This window comes from Cobetia marina, from assembly GCF_001720485.1.
Classification (GTDB): Bacteria; Pseudomonadota; Gammaproteobacteria; order Pseudomonadales; family Halomonadaceae; genus Cobetia; species Cobetia marina.
Window position 1 is genome coordinate 3,234,264 of the sequence record NZ_CP017114.1, and the last position, 25,910, is coordinate 3,260,173.

The following is a 25,910-nucleotide window of genomic DNA, read 5'->3' on the forward strand; positions in this document are numbered from 1 at the left end:
TGCAACTTCTCCCTGACCAGACGGTGGCCTGCGCCGCTTTACGATACCTCGAAGAGTATCTCCCCCGAAGCATGATGCCCCATGCGGCATCCTCGTACGCCGCCCGTCTCGACATGAGCACTCTATCGCGATCATCGGCAGGCGAAGATGACATGCGTCAATTTCGTGAGCCTGGGTGGCATCACGCCGCTGCCTTCATGATCCACGTCAATTCATGGGCACTCCGCTCCCATGAATCAGTCCCGGAATGACACGCAGCAGACCCGAAACGCAGCAGACCAGACACGAAGAAGGCGCCTTCGATCATCATCGAAAGCGCCTTCCTGATCAGCGACAGGGAGACCCCTGAAGCGACATGCGGCATGCGGCATGCGGCATCAGCGCGACTTCAGCGACGCACCTTCTTGTCTTCCACTTCGGTATGGCTCACCTCAAGCCCCAGCGGATGGCCTGCTGCCAACTCGGCCCGAGTGGCATCGCGCACTTCCAGCACCTCGACATCCCAGCTGAGGGCCTGACCGGCCAGGGGATGATTGGCATCGACCTTGACCTGCTGATCACCGACTTCCAGTACGGTCACCGAGCGCTGCCCTTCGGGAGTTCGCGCCTCGAAGCGCATGCCCGGTGCAAGCTCCCCCGGGCCGAAGGCATCACGCCCGAAGTACTGGACCAGCCCCTCATCCCGCTCACCGAAGCCTTCCGCCGGCGTCAGGTTGACGACCTTGCTGTCGCCGACGCTGCAACCTTCAAGCGCGGATTCCAGAGCGGCAAGTATATTGTCATGGCCATGCAGGTAATCCATCGGTTCCCGATCACGAGAAGTGTCCAGGACGGTGCCATCTGCGGTACGCAGCGTGTAGTGCAGGCTGACCACCTGCTGAACGGTAATCGACATGAAACAACTCCAGAAATGACAAGTGCGGTGAGCTCACGCCCTCCCCGGAGGGCGCAGGCACCGAGACTCAGGATTCGCGACGACGCAGCTGACGACTGGACAGCTCGACGCGCTGCTGCTGATTGATCAGATTGAGCAGCACGATGACGCGCTCATCGCCCTTGGCACTCTCGAAGACACCACTGAGCGAGCTCAGCGGCCCATCGATGATCTCGACCTGCTCGCCGGCACGGAAGTAGAGGTTCTCGGCTGGCTGCTCCTGGCGTTGCTCACCATTGGCGATCAGCGCCTCCACCAGCGAGGTGGGGACCGGTGTCGGCGTCGTGCCGAAGCTGACCAGCTTGAGCACGCCACGTGTCGAGCGAATCGGGCGCCAGTTGTCGTCCACCTGATCCAGCCGGATGAACAGGTAGTAGGGGCTCTTCCACCCAGCGCAGCTTGCTGCCGCGCTTTCTTTCCACTTCCAGCAGGGGGTGGAAGACGTGAAATCCCTGATTGGTGAGGTTCTCCGCCGCACGGAAGGACTCTCCACCCTTGCACTGGATCAGATACCAGTGCGCCTTGGCAGCGTCTCGGACTTCACTCATGATGACCTCTCATTGCCTACCTGCCCACAGGGGCCCGACGCAAGCCCTTCATCACGCCAGCCAGCTGATGGTCAGCGGCACCTCAGGACAATGCATGGCCCTTGCGCTCAGGCAGTGCGACAATCCCGCCATTGACGATGCATGTGGCGCATGGCCATGGGTCACGCGCGACTCCCGCGCGGGTACACTCTCTGCAAGGACAGGCAAGGCTTTGACTTCAAAGGATTTACGCTTACTCGTTGGCCGTCATGGTATCACGTTCCTGATGGGATTCGCCTCAGGCCTGCCGCTGCTGCTCACCGGGAGTGTCCTGCAGGCCTGGATGACGGATGCCGGCGTATCACTGGACGCCGTGGGCCTTCTGGCACTGGTCGGCCTGCCCTATACCCTCAAGTTCCTGTGGGCCCCCTTGCTGGATCGCATCATGCCGCCCGCACTGGGGCGGCGACGCGGCTGGCTGATGATCGCGCAGCTGGCCCTGACCGCGCTGATCGCGCTGCTTGCCCTGCAGGACCCGCACATGTCGCCGCTGACCATGGGGGCCATCGCGCTTTCCGTCAGCTTCTTCAGTGCCACCCAGGACATCGTGATCGATGCCTACCGACGTGAGCATCTGCCGGACAACGAACTGGGGCTGGGCTCCAGCTTCTATGTCTATGGCTATCGCATCGGCATGCTGATGGCCTCGGCCGGTGGCCTGGTGCTGGCGGACATGATCGGTTTCCGCATGACCTACCTGATCATGGCCGCGACCTTGGGAGCCTGCATGCTGGTGACCCTGCTGGCGCCGGAACCCGAGGCACAGGCAGCACCGCGTGCCCATCACCTGCACGAGATCCTGTGGGACCCCATCCGCCATTTCATGAAACGTGATGGGGCCATCTGGCTCTTGCTGTTCATCCTGCTCTACAAGCTGGGCGATTCCGTGGCGGGCAATCTGACGACGCCTTTCTACAAGGAGATCGGCTTCAGCAACTCACAGATCGGCGCGACCGTGAAGCTGTTCGGCCTGTGGCCATTGCTGGCAGGCACCTTCTTCGGCGGCCTGATGATCATGCGAATCGGCATCTACCGTGCACTGTGGTGGTTCGGCATCCTGCAGATGGTGTCCACAGCTGGCTTCATCTGGCTGCATCACGTCGGTGACTCCCTGGCCTGGCTTGCCGGAGTGGTGGCATTCGAGAACCTGGCGGCCGGCATGGGCAGCGCCGCCTTCATCGCCTTCATGGGCGCACTGACCGACAAGCGTTTCACCGCCGGCCAATATGCCATGCTCTCCTCGATCATGGGCTTGCCACGCGTGGTGATCGCCGCCCCCTCGGGCTATCTGGCCGATGCCGCCGGCTGGGACAGCTTCTTCTGGATCTGCACCCTGGCCGCCATCCCGGGGCTGTTGTTGCTGCTGCGCTTCCGTCATTGGGGAGCCATGCTGGCAACGCCCCACAAGGCGCCAGCGATGTCGGGAGATTGAGAGACGAGCTCCCTGAACGGTCTCGGCCGTCGACAGGCTGAGCCGGAAGAAGAGAAAAGCAGGGAAGGATGAAAGAAAGAAAGGAAGATAGGAAGGGTGAAGGAAGGAGAAGGAACCAGACATCTCATCAGTCAGGACTGAGACAATTCCCGTCATGTCGTTGACACCGCGACGACAGGCAAACGATGCTTGTGCGGCATAGTGCATAAAGATAACAAGTCGCACCGCAGGCCCGACATGGCGCCAGCCGGTGACGGCAGGCACAGGGAATTCGCCATGCCCATCACCACCAGAATTGACCAAGGCATCATGATCACGCCGCCGGCTCAGCTGACAGGCGAGGTCGCGCGTTATTTCCGCCAGGAGATGCTCGCGATGATCCCGGACCACACCGGCAAGCTGGCAGTGGATCTGAGTCATGTGACAGCCATCGATGCCGATGGACTTTCCGTGCTGGTCAGCCTGCATGATGCCCTGTCACCGCAGGCTCTGATCGTGGTGGAACCCTCTCCCATCATGCAGACCGAGCTGGAACGCGTGCGCCTGTTCGAACTCTTCGACATCTACTATCAGCGCGACCCGCTATTGGTGCCAGATGCCCACGCGCCAGGGTCTTCTCGCGAGGTAGCCTGATGACGTCTTCCCTGGCACGCCTCACCTCATGGACCCAAGTCTCACGCCGCCTTTCGGGGATTGCCATGCTCGCCGGTCTGATCAGCGGCTGTACGCCGCTGATGCTGGACGACACCCCGGCCGAAGAGCACTGGCAACAGGTGACCTACTGGCCCCTGGAGCTGCCCACGCCGCAGGCCGATGATCGCTTTTCCCATCGGCCTGCAAGCGATGACCAGCGCCTGGCCGCCGGCGATCGAGTGAACGTCAGGGTCGCCGGCAGCGAGCTGTTCGATGGCAGCTACGAGGTGGATCACGATGGGCGTCTGCGCCTGCCCTGGCTCTCGCCGGTCGATGCCTCCAACCAGACCATCGATGCCCTGGCACGTGAGATCACCGAGCGTCTGATACAGGAAGAGCTGATCCGCCCGGGGCTGGCCCATGTCAGCGTTCGTCTCGAGGAATGGGCGCCGTTGGCGGTCGCCGTCTCCGGGGCAGTGTTCTTCCCGGGCGAAGCCCTCGTCAATGCCCGCGAACCGGAAGAGCGCATGGTGCGTCGCGACTTTGCCGGAGGCGATGCCAGCCAGCAACGGCGGCTGTCAGCGGCCTTGACCACGGCTGGCGGCGTGCGGCCGGACGCGGATTTGAGCCACGTCGAACTGATTCGCGACAACCAGACACAGATTCTCGACATGCGCGGCCTGATCGATGGCGAATATGCCGCCAACCCCTGGCTGCGTGAAGGGGATCGCATCCATGTGCCCTCTAGCGGTGCCTTCCAGGCAGCGCTGATGCGCCCGTCCCCCATCACCGCGCCGGGCATCGTCATCTATGCCTCCAACCTGACCACACCGGCCAACAACAACAATGTCAGCAATTACACGGTGCTGCGCTCCCAGGTGCCTTACGGCGTGCGCATGTTGCAGGGGGTGATCAACGCCAACTGTGTCGGTGGTATCCAGGCGACGTCCGGTTCGCGACGCGCCGTGCTGGTCAGCACCAATCCGATGACGCATCAACCGGTCGTGGTGGATCGCGGCATCGACGACCTGCTGGCCAATCCAGCGGACGTGGGCGTCAATCCGTATCTGATGCCGGAAGATGTCGTCGGCTGCTATGACTCAGGTGTCACCAACATCCGGGATATCGCCAGAACGCTGACGGACCTGCTGACGCCGGCCACTCTGCTGTAACGCTTCGCCTGTGCGTTGCCGGAAGGCAACTGATCACTACCACGCGACAAGGATGTGCATGACAGAGTCCCGCTCACCCGACACGCCGCAAGACACGGCGAAGCCCTCACTGGGGCGTCGAATGCTTGGCGTATTGCTGGGCTGGGCAGCTCGTGGCTCCAGCATGCGCCCGCGCACCCGCCGCGCGGCCTATCTGTTGTTGACCACCGCCATCCTGAGTGTCATCTGGGGGCTGACCATCGCCTTCATCGCCGTGGCACCCGTCACCTATACCACCAGCTGGACGATGATCCTGCCGGGTACCGGCTCGGGGCTTTCGGTGAACTTCGAGAGCATCGGCCAGGCCAGCACCAGCGCCAACTCGTCCTATTCCAGTTCCTCGCTGGACCCCAAGGTCAACTACCGCGCCATCGCCGAGAGCCCTGCCGTGCTGGAGCGTGCCGCCAGGACGGTCGACATGCATCCCGACGATTACGCCAAGCCCAAGATCAAGCTGACCGACCAGACCGCCCTGATCGCCTTCCAGACCAGCGCACCGAGCGCCAGGGCCGCGCTTGAACGCGCCAATGCGCACATCGATGCCTTCAATGAGGTGATCGAACAGCTGCGCAACGATGAACAGGCGCGACGCGAAGCCGTCATCCGTCGCTCGCTCGAGACCTACGATCGCACGCTCAAGGACACCCAGCGCAAGCTGCTGGACTTCCAGTCCACGTCAGGCCTGGTCTCCATGGAGCAATTCAAGGAGCTGACACTGAGTGTCGAGGAGTTCAAGGACACCCTCGAGATGCGGGATGGCGAGCTGTCGGCGCTGAACGCCCGCCTCACCACCCTGTCCAGCCGACTGGGGCTCGATGCCAGTCAGGCGGGGGGCGTGATCGCACTGCAGCGTGATGCTCGCTACCAGGCGCTGCTGACGCAGGCAGCGGAGCAGGCGGCCAGTCTCGATGAAGCGCGCGGCAAATGGGGCGAGCGCAACCCGGAAGTCATCAATCTGGCCGCGGGGCTCGCTTCACTGGAACGCTCGCTGGCCTCACGCATGCGGGAGTTGCTGCCCCGCCAGACCTCACGCAACCAGAATGCACTGCGGGCCGCCGCCGGCCATGCCAACCAAGACAGCCTGGTCGGTGAGCTGATCACCCTGGACACCCAGCGGCGCGGCGTGATCAGCGAGCTCGAGACCGGACGCGCCAATCTGGCAGCTCGCCAGCAACGACTGGACAACAGTGTCGCCAAGGCGGCCCAGCTGCAGGACCTGCTGCGCGAGCAACAGGTCGCCACGGCGGTCTACACCACGGCACTGGCCAAGATCGACATCGGCCAGATCGACCCCTTCGCCAGCTACCCGATGCTGCAGATCCTCGACCCGCCGCCACTGCCCGAGAAGGCTGACTCGCTGGGCATCAAGCTGGCCATCGTCGGTGCGCTGGCCGCGAGCGTCTTCAGCATCATCGGCCTGATCCTCCTGTGGATCAGAAAACCCTACCTGCTGCGCTTGCAGCAAAGCGTGTGAGCCGCCGATGTTTTCCCTGAAGGCCGGGCCAGAGGCGGATGTCCGCCCCGAGACCCCGGAAGAGCGCATCATCTGGTTCTCGATCACCGCGACCTACCTGTTCTACCTGATCGGTGGACTCTACGTACTGGCCCCGGTGCTGGCCTGGTCTCTGGTGATGCGCGCCGCCTGGCTGCACCTCAAGGGCCGTCAACGCTTTCCGCGCCTCCCCTGGCCACTGTGGGTATGGATCATCGGCATGCTGGTGATGGAATTCTCGCTGCTGGCCGGCCATCTGATCGAGAATCTGGGCACCGGCAAGCTGATCAAGTCCTCCATCGGCTGGGCCAAGGGCTGGGCGCTGCTGGCGGTCTTCCCGATCATCGGCTGCCTGGCGATCCGCCCGGCGGTGATCATCCGCGCGGCCATGCACGTCTGCCTGCATACCATGCTGTTGCTGCCGGTGTTCGTCGGCGCCTGGCTGGCAGGGCTGCCCCAGGTGCCCTTCGTCTCGCCACTGCAGGCCATCGGGGGGCCGGGACCGGAATTCTTCGCCGTTTCCCTCTACGAGATCGACCCCGGCAGCGGCATGCCACGCTGGCGACTCTTTACCCCCTGGGCACCGGCGGTGGGCTTCGTCGCCAGCATCTACTTCGCCTGCGCCCTGCTGGAAAAGCACCCGATATGGAAGGCGATCGGCATCGGTGGCAGCGTGCTGATGATCCTGATGTCCGGCTCGCGCATGGCGCTGGTGTCGCTGGTATTGATCAGCGCCGGGATGTTCCTGCTCAAGCGCCTGCACAAGCCGTGGCTGTGGTTTAGCTTCTCCGGCGTGAGCTTGATCGGCGGCTTTCTCGGCGCGCCGATTCTGGAAGCCATCGACAACTTCATCGCCGCCTTCAAGGGCTCACGGGCGGACTCGACCCGCGTGCGCGCCGCGCTCGGGCGCATCGCGGTGGATCGCTGGCGCAACGAGGCACCGTGGTTCGGTCACGGCATCGTCGAGCGCGGCCCGCACCTGGTGGAGTATATGCCGATAGGCTCGCACCACAGCTGGTATGGACTGCTGTTCGTCAAGGGCATCTTCGGTCTGTTCGCGCTGTTGATTCCGATGCTGGTCAGCCTGCTGCATCTGCTGCGCTTCGTGGTCGGCCGGCCTGTCGTGCAGCTGGGACTGATCATGGTCGGGCTGCTGTTCGTCTACTCCTTCGGCGAGAACCTGGAGATCCTGGCCTATCTGATCTGGCCGGGGCTGATCCTGATCGGCAAGGCACACCAGCTGGCGAGCCTGCCCGCCAGTGAGGGGCATATCCACAACAGGGGGCCGGTGGATGTGGAGGCATCTCATCCCGTACCCGATGCCCACCCCGCCAGCGCAGGCAACGGTGATGCAGCGAAATGACCCGATAGTGGAACAGGACTGCGTCAGATCACGCCAATTCATCAGTCCATTGCGCTAGAGTGGCGACACAAGTCATCAATCCGCATGACTGACAAGATCAGATGCCTGCACAGGGCACGACAAGGCAGGGAGCCAGGCGATGGGAGTGATCACGCGACTCAGGACACGCCTGTCAGGTGGCGGAGAAGGCGGCAATGGCCGACTGATCCGCAACCTGGCATGGATGGGCATGTCGCAAGGGGTTCACCGTATTGCCCGACTGGGTGCCACCCTGGTGGCCGCACGCATGATCGTGCCGGAATCTTTCGGTATCGCCGCCATCGTGCTCACCGCACACGAGATCATGCACGCCATCTCCAATGCCGCCGTGGTGCCTGCCTTGGTACAGGCCGGTCGCGACGGGTATGAGCGTCTGTGCCGCGATGCCTACTGGTTCAATTGGGTGGTGTGCCTTGGCCTGATGGCGCTGCAGATGGCACTGGCCCCGCTGCTGGCCTACCTCTATGACGCTCCCGATCTGACCCTGCCGTTGATGGCGCTGGCGCTGATCTTCCCGATGCTGCCCCCCGCCGCCATCAACGCGGCGCGCATTCTGCGCAGCAACCGCCTGCACGTCACGGCCCGCATCGAGATGGGCCAGAGCATCGGCGAGGCACTCGGCGTGATGCTGCTGGCCGCCATGGGAGCCGGGTTCTGGGCGCTGATCCTGCCCAAACTGATCGTGACGCCCATCTGGACATTGAGCTACCGCTGGTGCGAGTCATGGCGCATCGATGAGCGCCCCTCCACGCTGTGGTCGCGTCCGCTGATGCGCTTCGCGCGCCCGATGATGGGCGTCGAGGTGGTCTCGGTGCTACGTCAGCAGATGGATTACCTGCTGGTCGGCGCCCTGTTCGCCATGGACGTGCTCGGGGTCTACTTCTTCGCCTTCAATGCCGGACTCGGTATCAGCCTTGGCCTCCTGCGCGCCTACTCCACCGCCATCTTCCCGCAGCTGTGTGGCGACATGACCTCGCGTGAGCGACTGGCGCGCATGCACCACGGCATGCGCCTGTTCGCGCTGGTCGCGGTGCCCGCCATCATCGCCCAGAGCCTGCTGGCGCCCTGGTACGTGCCGATCCTGTTCGGGGAGGCCTGGGTCGAGCGTGGTGCCCTGCCGATCCTGATCCTGATCTGCCTCTCGGCCCTGCCGCGCATTCTGCTCGACAGCTGCGGCCAGCTGCTGCGCGCCCAGGGCATGCCCGGGGCAGACCTCAAGCTGCAGATCTTCATGACGCTGATGCTCGGCGCCGGCATGTTCGCTGGCGTGCCCTTCGGCATCAACGGCGTCGCGGCCGGCATTCTGGTCGGCATCAGCCTGGCCGCCCTGCCCGGCTATCTGTGGACACGTCGGCTGATCCTCGATCAGGACGGCTTGATGACACATACATCGACCCAGCCACCAGACTCGCCAGACACACCTCACGCAGCATCCACCGCATCGCTTTCCCCAGACAGGGACGTCCAGGAGGCCAGACCATGACCCCGACCTTTTCGGTCATCATGCCGATCTACAACGTCGAACGTTTCGTCACGGCCGCCATCGACAGCGTGCTGGCGCAGGAGGATGGCGATCTTGAACTGCTCATCATCGATGACTGCTCCCCCGATGGCAGCCGGGCGATCTGCGAAGCCTATGACGACCCGCGCATCACACTGATCTCTCATCCGGTCAATCGCGGTCTGGCCGGGGCGCGCAATACCGGCGTGCGCGCCGCACAGGGCCGTTATCTGGCCTTCCTCGACTCCGATGACATCTGGGAGCCCGCGAAACTTGCGCGCCACCGCGAGCACCTCGAGGCACGCCCCGAGGTAGGCCTGTCCTTCTCGCGCTCGGCCTTCATCGATGCCGACGGCGCACCGCTGGACTACTACCAGATGCCGAGCCTGACCGACATCACGCCGGGGCTGCTGTTCTGTCGCAACCCGGTGGGCAACGGCTCAGCGCCAGTCATCCGCCGCGAGATTCTCGAGGCCATCGCCTTCGACTGCGAGGTCAAGGGAGGTGGCGTGCTGCCCTGCTACTTCGATGAAAGCCTGCGTCAGAGCGAAGACATCGAGTGCTGGACACGCATCGCCCTCAAGACCGGCACCACGGTGGAAGGCATTCCCGAGCCGCTGACCCGCTACCGCCTCAATGAAGGCGGGCTTTCCGCACAGCTGGAGCGCCAGTACCAGAGCTGGCTGGCGATCGTCGAGCTGACACGCGCCTATGCGCCCGACTTCATCGAACAATGGTATCCCCGCGCCCAGGCCTACCAGCTGCGCTATCTGGCACGCCAGGCGATTCGACTGCGTGACGGCAAGGCCGCCTGGGATTATGTCCGCCGCGCCATCAAGGCCTGGCCAGGCATCTGGAAGGCCGAATTCGGCCGCACTGCGGCCACGGCAGGCGCCGCACTGATGCTGCGCGTGATGCCCGAGCGCCTTTATCTGCGCTGTGAAGGGCTCGCCCAGGGCATCATCGGCAAGGCCCAGAAGAAGAAGATCGACAATGATCCACGCCCACGGTCCGTCACGCCAGAACGCCAGCAGGACGCTCACGAAGCGGAGTCGCCATGATGAGTCAATCCATCGATCAGACGCTTTTCACCACTGAGCACGTCAGGACACTGCCACACGTCAAGGTGCTGGGCGTGCCTTTCGTCAACACCAGTCTCGAGACCTGTCTGCGCCTGCTCAAGAGCTGGATCAGCGACCCGCAGCCGCGCACGGTCAATTTCGTCAATGCGCACTGCCTGAACGTGGCACAGCATGATCGCTATTACCTGCAGGTACTGCATGACAGCGACCTGCTGCTGCCGGATGGCAGTGGCGTGAAGCTGGCCTGCCGCATGCTCGACCAGGAGCTGGAAGCCAACCTCAATGGCACCGACCTGCTGCCGCATCTGTGCGACATGCTGGTCGAGGATGGCAAGCGGCTGTTTTTGCTCGGGGCCGCGCCAGGCGTCGCCGAGCGGATGGCGGAGAAACTCAAGGAGCGCTGGCCAGATCTGGAGATCAGTGGCGTGCACCATGGTTTCATCGGGCCGGAAATCATCGAGGACGTTCTGGCACAGATCAATCAGGGCACTGACCTGCTGCTGGTGGCGATGGGCGTGCCCGCTCAGGAAAAATGGATCGCTGCACACCGAGAACGCCTCGAGGTACCGGTGGTGATGGGCGTCGGTGGCCTGTTCGACTTCTATTCCCAACGCATTCCGCGTGCGCCAGGTGTCGTGCGCAAGCTTGGCATGGAGTGGGCCTGGCGTCTGCTGATGGAGCCACGCCGCATGTTCAAGCGCTATGTGCTTGGCAATCCGAGCTTCCTGCTGAGCGTGCGCAAGTATGGCGAGGAGGCCATCCCCGGCCGAGGCCTGTGGATGAAGTCACGCTCCAACTGGCGGCATTTTCGATGGCGAGTGAGCAACTGGCTGACCCCACGCGCACGCCGCACGATGGACATCGTCGGCGCCAGCGGTGTGCTGCTGGTGCTGTCACCGTTGCTGCTGGGCACTCTGCTGGCCATTCGCCTGGAATCCCCCGGGGCCATCCTGTTTGGACAGGAGCGCATCGGACGGCATGGCAAGCCTTTCAAGCTGTGGAAGTTCCGCTCGATGTATATCGACGCGGAAGAGCGCCTGCGTGAACTGCAGGCCGCCAACGAGAGTGAGGGCGGTGTGCTGTTCAAGATGAAGCAGGACCCCCGGATCACGCGGGTGGGACGCGTGATCCGCAAGCTGTCCATCGATGAACTGCCGCAACTGTGGAACGTGCTGCGCGGCGAGATGGCGCTGGTGGGGCCGCGCCCCGCGCTCGCCCGCGAGGTGGCGTTGTATGAGGCTCGCGCCCGCATGCGCCTGGATGCCACCCCGGGGCTGACCGGCCTGTGGCAGGTGTCCGGACGCTCCGATCTGTCCTTCGAGCAACAGATTCATCTGGATCTCTTCTACCTGCACCGTCAGGGCATCAAGGAGGACATCAAGCTGCTGTTGCGCACGATTCCTGCCGTCCTGACCAGTCGCGGAGCCTATTGATGCGTGATACCCACCTCGCCACTCGCCCTGCACCGCGTCACTCTCACGACGCATGCCAAGGAGGTCTGCGATGCATGTGATCCTGTTGGCAGACCGCCTCGGTCAGGAGATCGCGCCGATTGACCGCCGTTATTCTCCGGCCCTGCTGCCGATCGCCGGCCGCAGCGTGCTGGAACGCAATCTCGATCTGCTGGTCGGGCGCGGCGTGACGCATATCAGTCTGATCATCGCCCGTGACCCCGAATGGTTCCGGGCACGACTCGCCGATGGCTCACGCTGGGGGATCGAGCTCGACATCCTGCCGATGCCCGGGGAGCGCGACCCGCGTGAGCAGCTCAAGCGCCTCGGGGCCATGGCGGCCCTGCCCGCCCCGGTATTGCGCGCCGATGTACTGCTGATGCCGGAGTGGTTCATGCCCGACAGTCTGGACATCAGTGAGCTGGCCATGACGCTTGAGGCACCGCTTTGCCTGCCATCCTCTCTCAAGGACCCGGCCCTTGGCCGACTGCATTGGCGTGATGTGCGCGACAACTCCCGGCTGGGGCCAGCCCTGCTGGGCTCGCTGTCGCATTACCACGCTCTGGTGATGCAGGCTCTGGCGACCGACGACACACGCCTGTCACCCCATGGGGAGCGCGGTGTGCTGCCCGGCGAGCAGGACCTGCACCACGTCTATTATGCCGCCGGCGCGACGCGCCTGGATGAATCGCGCCTCAGCGGAGGCTTTGCCGGCATCACCACCCATGTGGAGCCCGGCGTGCTGCTGCAGGGACGCTGCTGTGTCGAGCAGGGCAGCTATGTGGAAGAAGGCGCCATGCTCGAGGACTGCGTCATCCTGCCCTTCACCCGTGTGCATGGTGGTCAACAGATGACCGCCGGCATCCTGTTTGAAGGGGAGGCACTCGATGAGCGCGCCCCCCACTGGTTCAAGGACCGACGCCAGGCGGGAGCAGCCTCTCAGCGTGGCGTGGCCTATCGCAACCCGGCACGCCCTCAATGGCAGGAACGTCTCCTGGCCGGCTTGATCAGCGTGGTGGTCCGGCCTCTGGGAGCGCGCCACAAGGCGCTCGTGCATCGTCTGCGCCAGGTACAGAACGGTCACATGCGCTTGCTGGGCATACTGCCGGAACATGCCCCGCCCCCACTGGACCGAGTCGGCGTCAGCAGCGCCGGGGCTCTCCAGCCTCCTGACTGGCGTGCCACGCCGGACGCCTTCGCCGCGACGCTGGAGGCCATTCAGGTCGGGCAGACCCCGGGCCTGCGCGCAGCCTTGCGGGAAGCCTGGCGGCTGCGCCAGCAAGGCAAGCAGCAGTGATCGCCCCCCTACACGCTTCTCCCTGAGCCCGCCTCACGATACGAGGCGAGGCACACGAGGCCTTGTCATGTGAGCGCTTGCGATCACTCGTCAGGCAGCATGAGCGCCCCTTGACACCGGCTCAGCGGTGCTTGGCCAACCAGGCAAGTGCGCCTTCGCTGCGCTTCCACTGATCGCGCATCAGGGTGCGATACTGCCAGGCCTCGCCTCGCGTGCCGGGCTCCGGCGCTTCCACCGCCAGACTCACCGGCCGCGGGTGCTCCGCCACCAGCAGGCTGATCAGATGGGAGTTGGCCTCGCGCACGATCACCAGTGCCTCTTCGGCATCCGCCTGACGTCCCAGACGATAGAGTGCCAGCACATGCCCCATCAGAATGCCCAGCAACGGCATTTCATCCTCGAGGGCACGGCGTGAGATATCGTGCTCCGCCAGGGTGACGGCCTCATCATCGCGGCCTTCGCGCAGCAGCTGGTCCAGCACCAGCTCGCGCAGACCGAGACTATCTTCCTCGTCCAGCTTGAGCAGGCGCTCCGCCAGCTGACGTGAGCGCTCGCGCTCACCGCGCTCCATGCCGATCACCAGTCCCAGGCCACAACGCAGCAACTGGGCGTTGTCACCATCCTCCCAGCGCAGCAGGCCGCCGGCCTGTTCGATCTGGTCGAGCCAGCGCTCGAAACGACGCGCCAACGGCACGAAGAAGGTGTCCGACATCCACGGTAGACTGCCGAAACGACTGGCCAGCGCCAGGATCAATCCCTGACAGACCGCAGGAACATCCAGCCATTCGGGACTGGCACACAGCTGTTGCAGCCACTCGTTGGGGTCCTGGGTTTCCCACGGGTCGACATCCAGCGCCAGCGCTGCCTCTTCCTCGATCCGCGCCGGGAATACCGCTTCCCAGAGCCCCAGTGTCACCGCCTGCTCGGCATTCTGACGAAACAGCAGACTGCCGTCGTCCTGAGTCTCCAGCGCCAGACGCGACGGGTGCTCGATCACCTCGAACAACGCCTGCAGCGAGGCCAGTGAATCCGAGAGTGACTCGTCGGAATTGACCATCTGCTCGGCGAGCGTCGCACGCGGGTTCTCGGCCAGATCAGCCAGGAACTCCAGCTGCCCCGGTTCGATATCCTTCTGCTTGGAGAGACGCCGCCACCAGAAGCGCGCACGCTCCTGCGCCTCTTCCGGCTGCCCTTCATGCAGCAGCAGCATGGCTTCGATGTAGGCCAGCGTCGGCGAGTCCGGCAGGGTCTGCTGCGCGCGGACGAAGGCGGCTCGCGCCGAGCCGAGGTCATCACTGTCCAGGTGCAGCAGGCACTGATGCTCCAGTGCCACACCGCGCAGGAAGGCGGGACCACGCTCCAGCACCTCATCCAGCAACAGGGCCTTCTTGCGGGTGAAGCCGCGCTCCTGATAGAGATCCAGCAGCAGCTCGAAGCCAGGCTCGGCCTGCTCCGGAAGGCGCGACCAGTCACTGGTGTCAAACAACGCTTCCATGATCTGCTGGGCACGCCCGCGGCTACCGGCCTCGGCACTGATCAGTCCCGCCTCCAGCAGCGCCTGAGCCGGCGCGAGCCGCGAAGCCAATGCGGCCTTGAGCTGCTCGCCCTTGAACTCGCGCAGCGACAGCATCCACATCAGGTGCTCCGGTATCGGCGGCAACTGGACCTTGTCACAGCACTGCTTGTACTTGCGGCCGGAATCGCACCAGCAGGGCTCGTTGCGACCGGGCGGTGCCAGCGGCTCGCAGGCGAAATCGAGGCGTACCAGCGGCGTCTGGCTCCACAGCACCGGTGCCAGTGCTACCGCCAGCGCCTCATCACCACCGCTGTAATTCACCCCCTCCGAATGCGCCCACTGCATGAAGGCAGGAAAGGATTCATCAGAGCGGATGGCATCAAGTGCCCCACTGGCGTAACTCAAGAGCCGTTCGACCCACTCGGCAAGCATGGCATCTCCCTAGAAAAAACGTTTCACGGCCCCGCGGACATGGCGCCCGACGGGGCCTGCGAAGCAGGAGGCGGAGTCTATCACGATGATGCCTCACGCCTCATCGTTCACTCCCCCAGTCGGGAGACACAGCGATGACCGGCCGCCTTGAGCTGCTCGGACAGGCACGCGATGTGCGCCGGGCCGACCTCGCAGCAGCCGCCGACGATACGCAGTCCCCGCTGCACCCAGCCCAGCGCATGGGCCGCATACTGCTCGGGCCCGAGATCCTCGCGCGCCTTGAGGTCCTTGACGGTACCGCCGGGCTTGAGCGCCGCGATCGACGTGAAGCCGTTGGCATAGGCGCCCGCCGGCAGCGAACTGCCAAGCAGCGTGTCAAGGCTACCCTGTATGGCCTCCGGCGCACTGCAGTTGATCAGAATGGCATCCACGCCGAGCGCTTCCAGCATGGCGACGGTGTCCGCCAGCGGCTCACCGCTGCGCAGGGTCGCATTCAGATCGTCCTTCACGGTCAACGAGACCCACACCGGCAGGCCACTTTCCAGCGCTGCAGTGGCGGCGGCCTGCGCCTCGTCATGCGAGGACAGCGCTTCGCAGAGCAGCACATCGACCAAGGGCGCCTGCAGCGCCACCAGGGTGCGATAACTGGCCAGCGATTCTTCCTGATCCGGTGCGACATCGGGCCGGTAGGTCGCGACCAATGGCGGCAGACAACCGGCCACGCGGATATCCGTCTCGCCACTCAGGGCGATGGCATCCCGCGCCGCCTTGCCAGCGGCCGCATGCACGGCGCCGATGGTCTCGCCGACTCCCGCCAGCGTCAGGCGTTGGGGCGTGGCCGTATAGGTATTGAGCGTGATGACCCGGGAGCCGGCACGAATGAAATCCAGATGCAGATCACGCACCAGCTCGGGCTGATCCAGCATGACCTGGGAGGACCACAGCGGTGTCGGCTCACGACCGCTGCGACGCACCAGCTCCTGCCCCATGCCGCCGTCCAGCAGCACGACATCCCCGGCGCGCGCCCCTTCCCCTGCTGGCGCCCCCGTTACTGCGACTTGTTCCACACGACCTCCTGAGCGATTCGATGTCTCTGCAGCATCTGAACTGATGAACTGGCGGCCTACGCCTGGCTGTCAGCCGCGGCGAAATTCTAGCATGGTCAGGCGCGTGACGGCGTGCCGCTCACTGGAGCGAAATGGGTCGCCAGTGCTACTGTTAGCAGCGCCTTTCGCCAGCGATCCCTTGCGCTGCCCCTGCCTGCCCCGCAAGCCCATGCCGCGTCTCGCGGACGTGCCCCATTGATTGAAGGAAGTCTGTCTTGTTGCTGCCGAGTCTCTTTCGTCCCCGCGCCAACCCAGCCAATGATGCACCCCAGGTGCGTCTTGAGCGTGAAGGCCGGGACGAGATTCGCCGCATCACCCAGGCCGTCGAGCGCGTGCCATGGTCAGTGAGCCTGATGCAGATCCTGTGGACGGCCGGCCCGGTGACGCTGATCGGTGCCTGGGGGGCTATCTGCTCGGGTATGGCAAGGAACCCACCTTCGAGAACTACATCTTCTTCATCTCCTACACCGTCATCACCGGTGTCGCGGGGATCGTGGCCAACATCGCCCACAACCTGACCAGTTCTCGCCGCTATGACCGCACCGAGGCCAAGATCGAGCGCGTCATCGATACCGTGCCTGAGCTGATCCTCGCCACGCGCAACCTGATCGTCGAGAGCCTGGAAGGCGATGCCCGTCGCCGCGAAGCCGCTGCCATGCTGCTGCGCAAGCAGGATCTCGCACCGGAAGGCGTGGAGCTGGCGGCGCTGGAGCTGCTGGATGATCGTGACGCCGCCCGCATCATCAGTCAGATCGACGTCTATCGTCGCATCGGTCTGCACGCCCGTATCCGCGACATGAACACCCTGAACCGCGAATGGCTCGAGCCCCAGTTCAATGAGCTGGCGGAGCTGGCGCCCGAGGCCATCGGCCTGCTGCGTGAGCGCTTCGAGGGCCGAGCGCCGGATCTGCACAAGGGCGTGCCTCGTGACGAGAACTTCATCGAGCGTGTGCTGGCCGCCATCGAGCAGGACAACGACCTGCTGATGACGATGCAGGACGTGGAGGAGATGCTGATCCTGGCCTTCGAGTTGATCAGCGGACGCAAGATCCCGCTGCTGACCTTCGAATATCGTGGACGCTGGAAGCTGGCTCGCACGCTGGACAATCTCGAGCATGCCCGTTCCCGCTACCGCATCCGCCAGGCGACGGGGCTGTCACGCCTCAAGGCGCTGACGGTCTATCTGGCGGAGCAGTCCGGCACTCTGGTGGAAGATGCCGCCTCCGGGCTCAGGGCCGAGGTACTGCTGGAGCGCTCCACCCAGGCCATGGACGCGCTCGCCGAGCAGGTGACGCACCTGGCGATCGCCGTCAACGAGGGTGACCGTGAACACCGCAGCGCCCTGCGGACGCGCGCCGACATCCTCACCAACGCCATTCGCCTCTACAAGACGGTCACCAGTGCCTATGAGCAGGTCGGTCGCAGCCACGCCGTCTTCCTCAAGATGTCCAAGCGCTGGGAGAATATCTCCTCGCAGATGTCCGACGATGCCACCCGCCTGCGTGTCGGGCCGGGGCGGCGCGGTCTGCGCATCCAGGAAAAGACCATCGCGCTGGATGACGAGGCCAAGGCGGAGGTCTGCAAGCACCTGGCGGATCACCTCAGCAAGAGTCATATCAAGCGCGTCGACAGCGAGATCGCCTCTCAGGCCCGCGAGACGATCCTGCGCGTCGGCGTCGACAAGGCAAAGGCCATGGCGATCGAGATCGCCCTGGCGCTCGAACCGCACATCCACCTCTCACGCCCGGCCGTCCAGCGCGCCATCAATGGCTCGAATGCCGCCTACTTCGGCCAGCTGGAGCCCAACCAGTCCGCCGCCGCCAAGGCGGCCCTCGGCAGTGCCATGGTGCGCGAGATCGACGACGACCTGTCACGTACCGCCGAATCGCTGGCCATCGCGCTGGTGCGTCACTATCGCGTCGAACTGGAACCGCTGGCGATCGACTTCCTGCGCGACACCTTCGGGGCGCGGGAAGCGACGCTCAACATGCTCAGCAACTACCAGCCGGCGGATCACCACCCGATCAGCTACCTCTCCAACCGCCCGCCGCTGATCCAGACCGCCAACCGCGACTGGTATCGTGCGCTCGTCCAGGCACGCCGTGCCCTCGACGACGATTGATCCCCGCGCCGTGCCAGCGGCATACTGTATGGATCACCATGCAACGTGCCACTGACCGCCAGGATGACCGATGCGCCTGATCATCGCCGAAAAGCCCAGCCTCGCCCGCGCCATCGCCGAGGCCCTGCCCGGGCGCAGCAGCAAGCGCGACGGCTATATCGATGCCGGAGACACTCGCGTCACCTGGTGTATCGGCCACCTGCTCGAACAGGCGCCGCCGGACGACTATGACGAGCGCTTCAAGCGTTGGTCACTGGATCACCTGCCGATCATTCCAGCACAGTGGAAACTCAAGCCACGCAGTCAGGCACGCGGCCAGCTCAAGACCATTCGAGAACAGCTCAAGCTGGCTGACGAGGTGATACATGCCGGCGACCCGGATCGCGAAGGCCAGTTGCTGGTGCAGGAAGTGCTCGAGCACATGCGCTGGCGTGGGCCGGTCAAACGCCTGTTGATCAGCGACATGAACCGCCCCGCCGTCACGCGTGCCCTCGACAAGCTGGATGACAATCAGCGCTGGCAACCCCTGTACGAAGCCGCGCTGGCCCGCCAGCGCGCCGACTGGCTGTATGGCATGAATCTGACACGCGCCTGGACATTGACGGGCCGTCAGGCCGGCCATGATGGCGTGTTGTCGGTGGGGCGCGTGCAGACACCGCTGCTGGGGCTGGTGGTGCGTCGCGACGAGGAGATCGAAGCCTTCGAGCCGCGTGCCTTCTTCCCGTTGTGGATCGAGGCCGGCGTGGCGACCGGCAGCTTCAAGGCCTGGTGGCATGCCCCCAGTTCCCCGTGGCTGCAACGGCTCGCGACCAAGGGCACTCAACTGCCACTGGATGACAAGGGCCGCCTGCTGGACAGCCGCCCCGCCGAGCGCCTCGCCCGCCACCTGGCGACACTGAAGACCCCGGGCGATGGTCACGTCGAGAGCGTCGAGGCCAGCGACAAGTCCCAGCCCGCGCCGCTGCCCTACTCGCTCTCGGCGCTTCAGGTCGATGCCGCTCGCCGCTATCGCCTGCCGGCCCAGAAGGTGCTCGACACCTGTCAGGCCCTCTACGAGCGACATCAACTGATCACCTACCCGCGCTCCGATTGCCGCTACCTGCCTCGCGAGCATCATGCCGGCATGGCCAATCTGATGATCAGTGCCTGCAGTGGCGATGAAGAGCTTGAGCGTTTCAGTGGCGGCGCGGATTTCAGCCTGCGCTCACGCGCCTTCAATGACGCCAAGGTCAGCGCCCACCATGCCCTGGCACCGACAGGGCGCGAGCCGGACTACGCACGCCTGTCGCGTGACGAAGCCAACCTCTACCGCATGATCACCCGCAACGTGCTGGCCCAGTTCTATCCGGCCTACCGCTATCGTGAGGTCAAGGTCGAGCTGCGTTTCGCCAAGGAGCCCTTCCGCGCCAGTGGCCGCAGCGTCATCGACGAAGGCTGGAAGGTGCTGTTCCAGCGCGCGGCACAGGCATCCGACGACAAGACCCCGCCTCCTCTGCCCGCCTTGCAGGAAGGCGAGCCGGCCTGCGTGCTCGACTGCGGTATCGAGGAGAAGGAGACCCGCCCGCCGGAGCCCTTCAATGATGCCAGTCTCATACAGGCGATGATGAACATCGCCCGCTACGTGGAAGATGACGCGGTACGCCGGACGTTACGTGATGTGGATGGCCTGGGCACCGAGGCGACACGTGCGGGCATGCTGGAGACACTGATCAATCGCGGCTACCTGGTGCGCGATGGTCAGGCCATGCGCTCCACGCGTATCGGTCGAGCCCTGATCCATGCGCTGCCGGACGCCGTCTCCCGCCCCGAACGTACCGCCCTGTGGGAGCAGCGCCTGAGCATGATTCACGAGCAGGGCGATCCGGCAGCGCCTTTTCTGAGCGAACTGGTCGATGACCTGCGTGCCCTGCTGGCTGACAGCTCGGCCAGCCGCCTGAGCGCTGCGCTGGCCAGTGTGGGTGGCGCGACACCGCGCAAGAATTCCGGGGCACGCAAGGGCAATGGTGCGCGGCGCAAGAGCGGAACCTCTCGACGCAGCAAGACCGGCACGAGCAAGACCAGTACGAGCAAGACCGGCACAAGCAAGGAAGCCGGCTCCGGCAGCACCCGGCGCTCTAGCGGCACTCGCAAGCCGGCCGGCTCCCGCCGCAAATCCCCCAGCCAATGAGCCACTTCGCCTCTGTGCCCGCTCACCCATGATGAGAAATCACGCATGACGACTTCCACGCCGGCTGACGACAATCACACACTCTCGACGGCTTTCGATTCACTTTCCCAGCGTCCTGCCGCTGCAGGCGATTGGCTGTGGATCGTCGGCCCCGGGGCCATCGGTCGATTGCTGGCGGCCACGCTCGCTCACGCCCGCCAGCGCGAAATGGCAACGCAGGGAAGGAGCACATTGCCAAACCTTCTGTTGGTGGGTCGCCGGGCATCCGTCAGCGAGATGGTGACGATCGAGATTACCTCGCCAGAAGGCCAACCTGTTAGCTCAGAGATAACTTATTCCTCAATTGTCCAACTGAGAACCTCGCCATATCAGCCACCTGCCGCTATCTGGCTGGCCACCAAGTCACATGCCATCGAGTCTGCCTGGGCACACGTCGCGCCGCTGATAGACTCACGGACACCAGTTACCTGTTGGCAAAACGGGCTGAGCGCACAACCCTGGTTGGCAGAGCAGCACCCTCAACTGCTGTGCGCCAGTACGACCGAGGGTGCCTGGATTCCGGAATCGACCGCGCTTGCCACACACACCCTCCCAGAACGCCTGGCCGTGCAACACGCCGGCCATGGCCAGACCTGGCTGGGCACCTGGTCATCGCAGGCCGATCCGACCTCCTCCTCCTCTGCCATGGCGGCCGCAGAAAGGCAGGTTGCCTGGCTGCAGGCGGCTGGCCGTGAGTGTCATGTCAGTGCCGACATCGGCACTCGCCTATGGCACAAGCTGGCGATCAATGCCGCCATCAATCCACTCGTGGCACGCTTTCGGATTCGCAATGGACAGCTGCGTGATCGTCCCTTTTCCCTGATGGTGCGCCAGGCCGTCGACGAGATCACTCGGGTGCTGGAAGCCGAGGGTATCGCCCCGCCAACGAATGGCTGGCAGGCCCTGGTCGACCAGGTCATCCGTGCCACGGCGAACAACCGTGCCTCGATGCTTCAGGATGTGCTGGCAGGTCGCACCACGGAAGTGGAGGCCATCCTTGGCCCGTTGCGACACGCTGCCCTCCGTCACGGGCTGTCACTGACCGATGACCTGCCTTTGCTCGAGCAACTCCACACTCACCTGAGCAGTCAACAGCCCTGAGCGCTTAGCGCTGGATCCCCGCCCCCTCCTTAGCCATAGCCTCAGACCTGTGACTGCTGGCCCGCCTCGACGTCATTCTCTGGCATTCGGCCAAAAAAAGACCCGCCTCGCGAGAGACGGGTCACAAGCAACAGCCAAGCTGTCGAGAGAGAGCAGCAATGTTCGGTCTTGCGCGTCAGGCCACCGATTGCCGTATGGCAACCCGCTGACCTGGCGAAAATCAGTGGTGGAAACGCTCGGACGCTTCGCGCGCCAGCTCACGAATGCCATCCCAGTCGCCTGCATCGATCAATTTCTGCGGCGCCACCCAGCTACCACCGACACACATCACGTTCTTGAGTGCCAGATAGTCACCGGCATTGTTGAGCGTGATGCCGCCGGTCGGGCAGAAGCGTGCTTCGCTGATCGGGCCACCGAAGGACTTGATGGCATTCACGCCACCCGCGGCCTCGGCCGGGAAGAACTTGAAGCGGCGGTAGCCGTACTGCCAGCCGGTCATCAATTCGGACACGGTCGCGACGCCCGGCAGCATCGGCACGCTGCTGGTCACGCCATACTGATAGAGCGCTTCGGTGGTACCCGGCGTGACGACGAAATCGACGCCCAGCTCTTCCACCTTGCGATACTGTTCCGGCGTGAGCACGGTGCCGGCACCGATGCTGGCATTGGGCAGCGCTTCACGCATGCGGCGAATCGCCTCGAGAGCGCAGTCAGTCCGCAGGGTGACCTCGAGAACGGTCAAGCCGCCTTCATAGAGCGCCTTGCCCAGCGGCACGGCGTCCTCGATGCGCTCGACGGCGATCACCGGCAGCACGGAGGCCTTCTGGCAGATGCTGTCGATCTCGGTCGTGCGCGTCGAGGGAAGTTGTTTTTCGAAGCTCATGGCGTTCTCCTTGCGCCGCAGCGCTGATGTTGTCTAGTACGCCACGGCGCTGATGTGGTTGATAGCGCCGTGGCCGATAGGATCAGGGGGCCCAGTACAGCGCCAGAGGCGCGGACAGGAAGGCGCGGATCGGCAACTCGCTGACGGCCTCGACATCGCCCAGCGCACGTGACAGCACGGCCTGCTTGTCGGTGCCCGTCAGATGCAGCACGGTACGGCGCGTCTGCCGCAAGCGCTCGAGGCTCAGGGTGATGCGCGCCTGCGGGACGCTGGGGGCACGCATCGGCACACAGCAATCACGGCTGGTCAGCGCTTCCTGCAGGCGATCCCCATCCGGGAACAGCGAAGCCGTGTGACCATCGCCCCCCATGCCGAGAATCACCGCGGAGGCCGGCCAGGAGAGTGCCGCGATGCGAGCACTCACTTCCTCGCAACCCGCCTCTGGCTCTGCTTCGGCGTTGGTCAGCAGATGGAAGGTCGCGGCAGCGGCTGCGCCCTTCAACAGATGCTCACGTACGAAGCGGGCATTGCTGTCGTCGGCGTCTTCACTCACCCAACGCTCATCCGCGAGGGTGATGTCCACACGCGACCAGTCCAGCGGCTTGTCACGCAATGCGGCGAACAACGGCTTGGGCGTCGAGCCCCCGGAGACCACCAGCAATGCGCGAGCCTCAGGCGCCGCCAGGTCAGCGGTCAGTGCTGCCGCGAGATACTCGGCCAGCGACTCGGCAGTCTGCTGGCGCGGGTCCTGGGTGGCGTTCTGTGTCATGTCGACAGCCATCTCAATACTCCTCATACCAGCTGCGACCATCACGCGTGATCATCGCGATGGAGGAGACCGGGCCCCAAGAGCCCGCTGGGTAACGACGCGGCGTGGCAGCGCGCGATTCCCAGCCATCGATGAGGGTATCGACCCAGCGCCAGGCGTGTTCGATCTCGTCACGACGCACGAACAGATACTGTTGGCCCTTGATGACCTCGAGCAGCAGACGTTCGTAAGCTTCCGGAATCCGGCGCTTGGGGAAGGCGCTGTTGAAGTCGAGATCCAGCGGACCCGGACGCAGGCGCATGCCCTTGTCGAGACCGGAGTCCTTGGTCAGCACCTGCAGCGAGATGCCTTCGGAGGGCTGGAGACGAATGATCAGCTTGTTGGCCGCCAGCGAACGCTGGTCCGGATCGAAGATGTAGTGCGGCTGCTGACGGAAGTGGATCACGATCTGTGACAGCTTCTCGGGCATGCGCTTGCCGGTACGCAGATAGAACGGCACGCCTGCCCAGCGCCAGTTGGACACTTCGGTCTTGAAAGCCACGAAGGTCTCGGTGGAGGACTCGGTATTGGCGCCCTCTTCTTCCAGATACCCCGGCACGTGCTGACCATCGACGGCACCCGCGATGTACTGACCACGTACCAGATCAGTGTTCAGACGCTCACCGGTGATCGGGCGCAAGGCCTTGAGCACCTTGACCTTTTCATCGCGAATGGCATCGGCGTCCAGATTGGACGGCGGGTCCATCGCGATCAGGCACAGCAGCTGCAGCAGGTGATTCTGCACCATGTCACGCAGCTGACCCGCCTGATCGAAGTAGCCCCAGCGTCCCTCGATACCGACCTTCTCGGCCACGGTGATCTCGACGTGGGAGATGTGGTTCTGGTTCCACTGATTGCCGAACATCGGGTTGGCGAAGCGCAGTGCAATCAGGTTCTGAACGGTTTCCTTGCCCAGATAGTGATCGATGCGATAGATCTGCGACTCGTGGAATACCGCGCCGATGGCATCGTTGATGACACCGGAGCTTTCCAGGTCGGAGCCGATCGGCTTCTCGACCACGACACGCGAGTTCTCATCCAGACAACCGGCGGCCTGCAGGTTGTTGCTGATGTCACCATAGATGCGTGACGGCACGGAGAGATAGATCATCAGCGGGCGCGGCGAAGGCTTGCCCTTGGCGTCAACCCGCCAGTCGGCGATGGCCGAGTAACCTTCCACCGTGCTGAAATCCAGCGCGGCGTAGCTGATACGGGCGAGGAAGCGCTCGATGGCAGCCTTCTCGAAATGCTCCGGCTTGACGCGCTCCTTGAGCGAGGCCTGCACGGTTTCCTTGAAGGATTCGAGGCTGACGTCCTGACGCGCCAGGCCGATCAGGCGAGTCGCCTTGTCGAGCAGACCATCGCGATCAAGGTGGTAGAGGGCTGGATACAGCTTGCGCTTGGCGAGGTCGCCCAAGGCGCCGAACAGGGCAATATCCACGCCCGGAATGGTGTCGGAACTCATGCAGCCGATTTCTCCCGTCGAAACTGCCCTGCATGCCTGGCTGGCCGATACGGTGGTGCCCTCCCTGAATCTCCGATGGCGCGACGCGAGGGGCGCAGCACGCAGGATTTCAAGAGGCATGTGGGACACCGGGACGGCTGTGGCGATACATGGCTGGTTATATTAACAACAAATGTAGCGATAACGTCGCGCTCTCTCAAGACAAATCGCCCAACAAGTAGGTAAACTTACCTAAAAGTGGTAGCCAGCGGACGTTTCACTGAGCTTGGAGCATCGTCCGAGGCAAAGGGATGCTTGGCCTGCCAGACGAGTGAGGCTAGGATGCCCAGATTACGTAGTTATTTCACTACACAATGGCAAGGTAATCGGCGAATGGCAGTACACGACCTCATCAACCGCATCCGCGAACGTCTCGACGACCTCAATCGTTCAGAGCGCAAGGTCGCTGACGTCATTCTGACAGATCCGTCGGCCGCCACGGGAATGAGCATCGCGGCACTCGCTCAGGCCTCACTGGTCAGCGAGCCGACCGTCAACCGTTTCTGTCGCAATTTCGACGCCAAGGGCTTCCCGGACTTCAAGATCAAGCTGGCCCAGAGTCTGGCCGGTGGCACGCCCTATGTCTCGCGCAGCGTCGAGCAGAATGATGACGCCGAATCCTATGGCGACAAGATACTTGGCGCCACGGTTGCCGCTCTCGATGATGCGCGCCGCGCCCTTGATGCCAAGCGCATCGAACGTGCGGTGGATTATCTGAGCCAGGCCAAGCAGATCTGCTTCTTCGGCCTGGGGGCTTCCGGGCCGGTGGCGGCAGATGCCCAGCACAAGTTCTTCCGTTTCAATCTGCCCGTGATGGCCTATGAAGACGTGCTGATGCAGCGCATGGTCGCGGCCGCCTGCCATACCGGTGACGTGATCGTGATCATCTCCTATACCGGCCGCACGCGGGAACTGGTCGATATCGCCAGGCTGGCGCGCGGCAACGGTGCCGCCGTGCTCGGCATCACCGCGCCGGACTCTCCGCTGGCGCGCGAGTGTACCGAGGTGCTGGAAGTCATGGCACCGGAGGACACCGACATCTACATGCCGATGACTTCGCGCATGATCCATCTGGCTCTGATCGATGTGCTGGCGACCGGCGTGACGCTCAGGCGTGGCGTGGACTTCCAGCATCACCTCAAGAAGATCAAGGATAGCCTCAAGGACACCCGTTTTCCGCCGGAATCCTGACGGTTCAAGCAGCGGTGGA

19 protein-coding genes and 1 pseudogene are annotated in these 25,910 nt (G+C 64.0%); 13 read left to right on the forward strand and 7 right to left on the reverse strand.

Going from position 1 to position 25,910, the window contains the following annotated elements; genetic code table 11:
* Nucleotides 1-388: 388 nt before the first annotated feature.
* Together BFX80_RS13630 and rfaH are read right to left on the reverse strand one after the other, a co-directional pair.
* Nucleotides 389-895, reverse strand: a complete 507-nt coding sequence (locus BFX80_RS13630) for an FKBP-type peptidyl-prolyl cis-trans isomerase (RefSeq protein ID WP_084209189.1) — start codon at nt 893-895, stop codon at nt 389-391.
* 67 nt (nt 896-962) lie between these two features.
* Nucleotides 963-1,482 (reverse strand): annotated as a pseudogene (gene rfaH / locus BFX80_RS18315) (transcription/translation regulatory transformer protein RfaH).
* Between the two features lie 265 nt (nt 1,483-1,747).
* On the opposite strand from rfaH, the gene BFX80_RS13640 reads away from it, so the two are divergent.
* From BFX80_RS13640 to BFX80_RS13680, 9 genes are all read left to right on the forward strand, one after another.
* Nucleotides 1,748-2,953: an AmpG family muropeptide MFS transporter gene (locus tag BFX80_RS13640; protein WP_103751364.1), complete on the forward strand. Its 1,206-nt coding sequence runs from the start codon at nt 1,748-1,750 to the stop codon at nt 2,951-2,953.
* A gap of 276 nt (nt 2,954-3,229) precedes the next feature.
* Nucleotides 3,230-3,586: an STAS domain-containing protein gene (locus BFX80_RS13645; protein ID WP_084209191.1), complete on the forward strand. Its 357-nt coding sequence runs from the start codon at nt 3,230-3,232 to the stop codon at nt 3,584-3,586.
* Nucleotides 3,586-4,758, forward strand: coding sequence for a polysaccharide biosynthesis/export family protein (locus tag BFX80_RS13650; protein ID WP_084209192.1), 1,173 nt, complete (start codon nt 3,586-3,588; stop codon nt 4,756-4,758). Before BFX80_RS13645 ends, BFX80_RS13650 begins: the two co-directional genes overlap by 1 nt.
* A 58-nt stretch (nt 4,759-4,816) precedes the next feature.
* A complete protein-coding gene (locus BFX80_RS13655) occupies nt 4,817-6,271 on the forward strand; it encodes a GumC family protein (protein ID WP_084209193.1) in 1,455 nt (484 codons plus the stop codon).
* A 7-nt stretch (nt 6,272-6,278) separates the two neighbouring features.
* A complete protein-coding gene (locus BFX80_RS13660; RefSeq protein ID WP_205632711.1) occupies nt 6,279-7,652 on the forward strand; it encodes an O-antigen ligase family protein in 1,374 nt (457 codons plus the stop codon).
* A 139-nt stretch (nt 7,653-7,791) separates the two neighbouring features.
* Nucleotides 7,792-9,174, forward strand: a complete 1,383-nt coding sequence (locus BFX80_RS13665; protein ID WP_084209194.1) for an oligosaccharide flippase family protein — start codon at nt 7,792-7,794, stop codon at nt 9,172-9,174.
* Nucleotides 9,171-10,253 (forward strand): glycosyltransferase family 2 protein, encoded by a 1,083-nt coding sequence (locus BFX80_RS13670; protein WP_084209195.1) that lies wholly within the window; start codon nt 9,171-9,173, stop codon nt 10,251-10,253. The genes BFX80_RS13665 and BFX80_RS13670 overlap by 4 nt, the downstream gene beginning before the upstream one ends.
* A complete protein-coding gene (locus BFX80_RS13675; RefSeq protein ID WP_084209196.1) occupies nt 10,250-11,707 on the forward strand; it encodes a WecB/TagA/CpsF family glycosyltransferase in 1,458 nt (485 codons plus the stop codon). The genes BFX80_RS13670 and BFX80_RS13675 overlap by 4 nt, the downstream gene beginning before the upstream one ends.
* A gap of 70 nt (nt 11,708-11,777) precedes the next feature.
* Nucleotides 11,778-13,022, forward strand: a complete 1,245-nt coding sequence (locus tag BFX80_RS13680; RefSeq protein WP_084209197.1) for a glycosyltransferase family protein — start codon at nt 11,778-11,780, stop codon at nt 13,020-13,022.
* 121 nt (nt 13,023-13,143) lie between these two features.
* Here BFX80_RS13680 and BFX80_RS13685 read toward each other — a convergent pair whose 3' ends face one another.
* Both BFX80_RS13685 and BFX80_RS13690 read right to left on the reverse strand, forming a co-directional pair.
* A complete protein-coding gene (locus BFX80_RS13685; RefSeq protein ID WP_077371759.1) occupies nt 13,144-14,970 on the reverse strand; it encodes an SEC-C domain-containing protein in 1,827 nt (608 codons plus the stop codon).
* Between the two features lie 107 nt (nt 14,971-15,077).
* Nucleotides 15,078-16,037 (reverse strand): homocysteine S-methyltransferase family protein, encoded by a 960-nt coding sequence (locus tag BFX80_RS13690; RefSeq protein WP_240499581.1) that lies wholly within the window; start codon nt 16,035-16,037, stop codon nt 15,078-15,080.
* 376 nt (nt 16,038-16,413) lie between these two features.
* On the opposite strand from BFX80_RS13690, the gene BFX80_RS13695 reads away from it, so the two are divergent.
* The 3 genes from BFX80_RS13695 (at nt 16,414) to BFX80_RS13705 (ending at nt 21,505) form a co-directional block, all read left to right on the forward strand.
* Nucleotides 16,414-18,198, forward strand: a complete 1,785-nt coding sequence (locus BFX80_RS13695) for a hypothetical protein (protein WP_240499582.1) — start codon at nt 16,414-16,416, stop codon at nt 18,196-18,198.
* Nucleotides 18,199-18,268: 70 nt separating this feature from the next.
* Nucleotides 18,269-20,365 (forward strand): DNA topoisomerase III, encoded by a 2,097-nt coding sequence (locus tag BFX80_RS13700; protein ID WP_084209198.1) that lies wholly within the window; start codon nt 18,269-18,271, stop codon nt 20,363-20,365.
* Between the two features lie 45 nt (nt 20,366-20,410).
* Nucleotides 20,411-21,505: a ketopantoate reductase family protein gene (locus BFX80_RS13705; protein ID WP_084209199.1), complete on the forward strand. Its 1,095-nt coding sequence runs from the start codon at nt 20,411-20,413 to the stop codon at nt 21,503-21,505.
* 220 nt (nt 21,506-21,725) lie between these two features.
* Here BFX80_RS13705 and BFX80_RS13710 read toward each other — a convergent pair whose 3' ends face one another.
* The 3 genes from BFX80_RS13710 to zwf all read right to left on the reverse strand — a co-directional run bounded on the left by BFX80_RS13710 (nt 21,726) and on the right by zwf (nt 24,661).
* Entirely contained in the window at nt 21,726-22,388 is a 663-nt protein-coding gene (locus tag BFX80_RS13710) for a bifunctional 4-hydroxy-2-oxoglutarate aldolase/2-dehydro-3-deoxy-phosphogluconate aldolase (RefSeq protein ID WP_077371743.1), read from the reverse strand.
* A gap of 82 nt (nt 22,389-22,470) precedes the next feature.
* Nucleotides 22,471-23,169: a 6-phosphogluconolactonase gene (gene pgl, locus BFX80_RS13715; protein ID WP_240499583.1), complete on the reverse strand. Its 699-nt coding sequence runs from the start codon at nt 23,167-23,169 to the stop codon at nt 22,471-22,473.
* 1 nt (nt 23,170) lies between these two features.
* Nucleotides 23,171-24,661 (reverse strand): glucose-6-phosphate dehydrogenase, encoded by a 1,491-nt coding sequence (gene zwf / locus BFX80_RS13720; protein ID WP_077371740.1) that lies wholly within the window; start codon nt 24,659-24,661, stop codon nt 23,171-23,173.
* 372 nt (nt 24,662-25,033) lie between these two features.
* Here zwf and BFX80_RS13725 point away from each other — a divergent pair, with 372 nt between their 5' ends.
* Nucleotides 25,034-25,891 carry a MurR/RpiR family transcriptional regulator gene (locus BFX80_RS13725; protein ID WP_077371737.1) on the forward strand — a complete coding sequence of 286 codons (858 nt, stop codon included), beginning with the start codon at nt 25,034-25,036 and terminating at the stop codon, nt 25,889-25,891.
* The last annotated feature ends 19 nt before the right edge of the window (nt 25,892-25,910 follow it).

What these genes read in the sequence shown, in the direction of transcription:
- BFX80_RS13640 (WP_103751364.1), top strand. Translation starts at nt 1,748, where the DNA reads ATGGGATTCGCCTCAGGCCTGCCGCTGCTGCTCACCGGGAGTGTCCTG.
- BFX80_RS13630 (WP_084209189.1), bottom strand. Translation starts at nt 895, where the DNA reads ATGTCGATTACCGTTCAGCAGGTGGTCAGCCTGCACTACACGCTGCGT.
- BFX80_RS13645 (WP_084209191.1), top strand. Translation starts at nt 3,230, where the DNA reads ATGCCCATCACCACCAGAATTGACCAAGGCATCATGATCACGCCGCCG.
- BFX80_RS13655 (WP_084209193.1), top strand. Translation starts at nt 4,817, where the DNA reads ATGACAGAGTCCCGCTCACCCGACACGCCGCAAGACACGGCGAAGCCC.
- BFX80_RS13665 (WP_084209194.1), top strand. Translation starts at nt 7,792, where the DNA reads ATGGGAGTGATCACGCGACTCAGGACACGCCTGTCAGGTGGCGGAGAA.
- BFX80_RS13670 (WP_084209195.1), top strand. Translation starts at nt 9,171, where the DNA reads ATGACCCCGACCTTTTCGGTCATCATGCCGATCTACAACGTCGAACGT.
- BFX80_RS13680 (WP_084209197.1), top strand. Translation starts at nt 11,778, where the DNA reads ATGCATGTGATCCTGTTGGCAGACCGCCTCGGTCAGGAGATCGCGCCG.
- zwf (WP_077371740.1), bottom strand. Translation starts at nt 24,661, where the DNA reads ATGAGTTCCGACACCATTCCGGGCGTGGATATTGCCCTGTTCGGCGCC.
- pgl (WP_240499583.1), bottom strand. Translation starts at nt 23,169, where the DNA reads ATGGCTGTCGACATGACACAGAACGCCACCCAGGACCCGCGCCAGCAG.
- BFX80_RS13675 (WP_084209196.1), top strand. Translation starts at nt 10,250, where the DNA reads ATGATGAGTCAATCCATCGATCAGACGCTTTTCACCACTGAGCACGTC.
- BFX80_RS13685 (WP_077371759.1), bottom strand. Translation starts at nt 14,970, where the DNA reads ATGCTTGCCGAGTGGGTCGAACGGCTCTTGAGTTACGCCAGTGGGGCA.
- BFX80_RS13725 (WP_077371737.1), top strand. Translation starts at nt 25,034, where the DNA reads ATGGCAGTACACGACCTCATCAACCGCATCCGCGAACGTCTCGACGAC.
- BFX80_RS13650 (WP_084209192.1), top strand. Translation starts at nt 3,586, where the DNA reads ATGACGTCTTCCCTGGCACGCCTCACCTCATGGACCCAAGTCTCACGC.
- BFX80_RS13695 (WP_240499582.1), top strand. Translation starts at nt 16,414, where the DNA reads ATGGTCAGTGAGCCTGATGCAGATCCTGTGGACGGCCGGCCCGGTGAC.
- BFX80_RS13660 (WP_205632711.1), top strand. Translation starts at nt 6,279, where the DNA reads ATGTTTTCCCTGAAGGCCGGGCCAGAGGCGGATGTCCGCCCCGAGACC.
- BFX80_RS13700 (WP_084209198.1), top strand. Translation starts at nt 18,269, where the DNA reads ATGCGCCTGATCATCGCCGAAAAGCCCAGCCTCGCCCGCGCCATCGCC.
- BFX80_RS13710 (WP_077371743.1), bottom strand. Translation starts at nt 22,388, where the DNA reads ATGAGCTTCGAAAAACAACTTCCCTCGACGCGCACGACCGAGATCGAC.
- BFX80_RS13705 (WP_084209199.1), top strand. Translation starts at nt 20,411, where the DNA reads ATGACGACTTCCACGCCGGCTGACGACAATCACACACTCTCGACGGCT.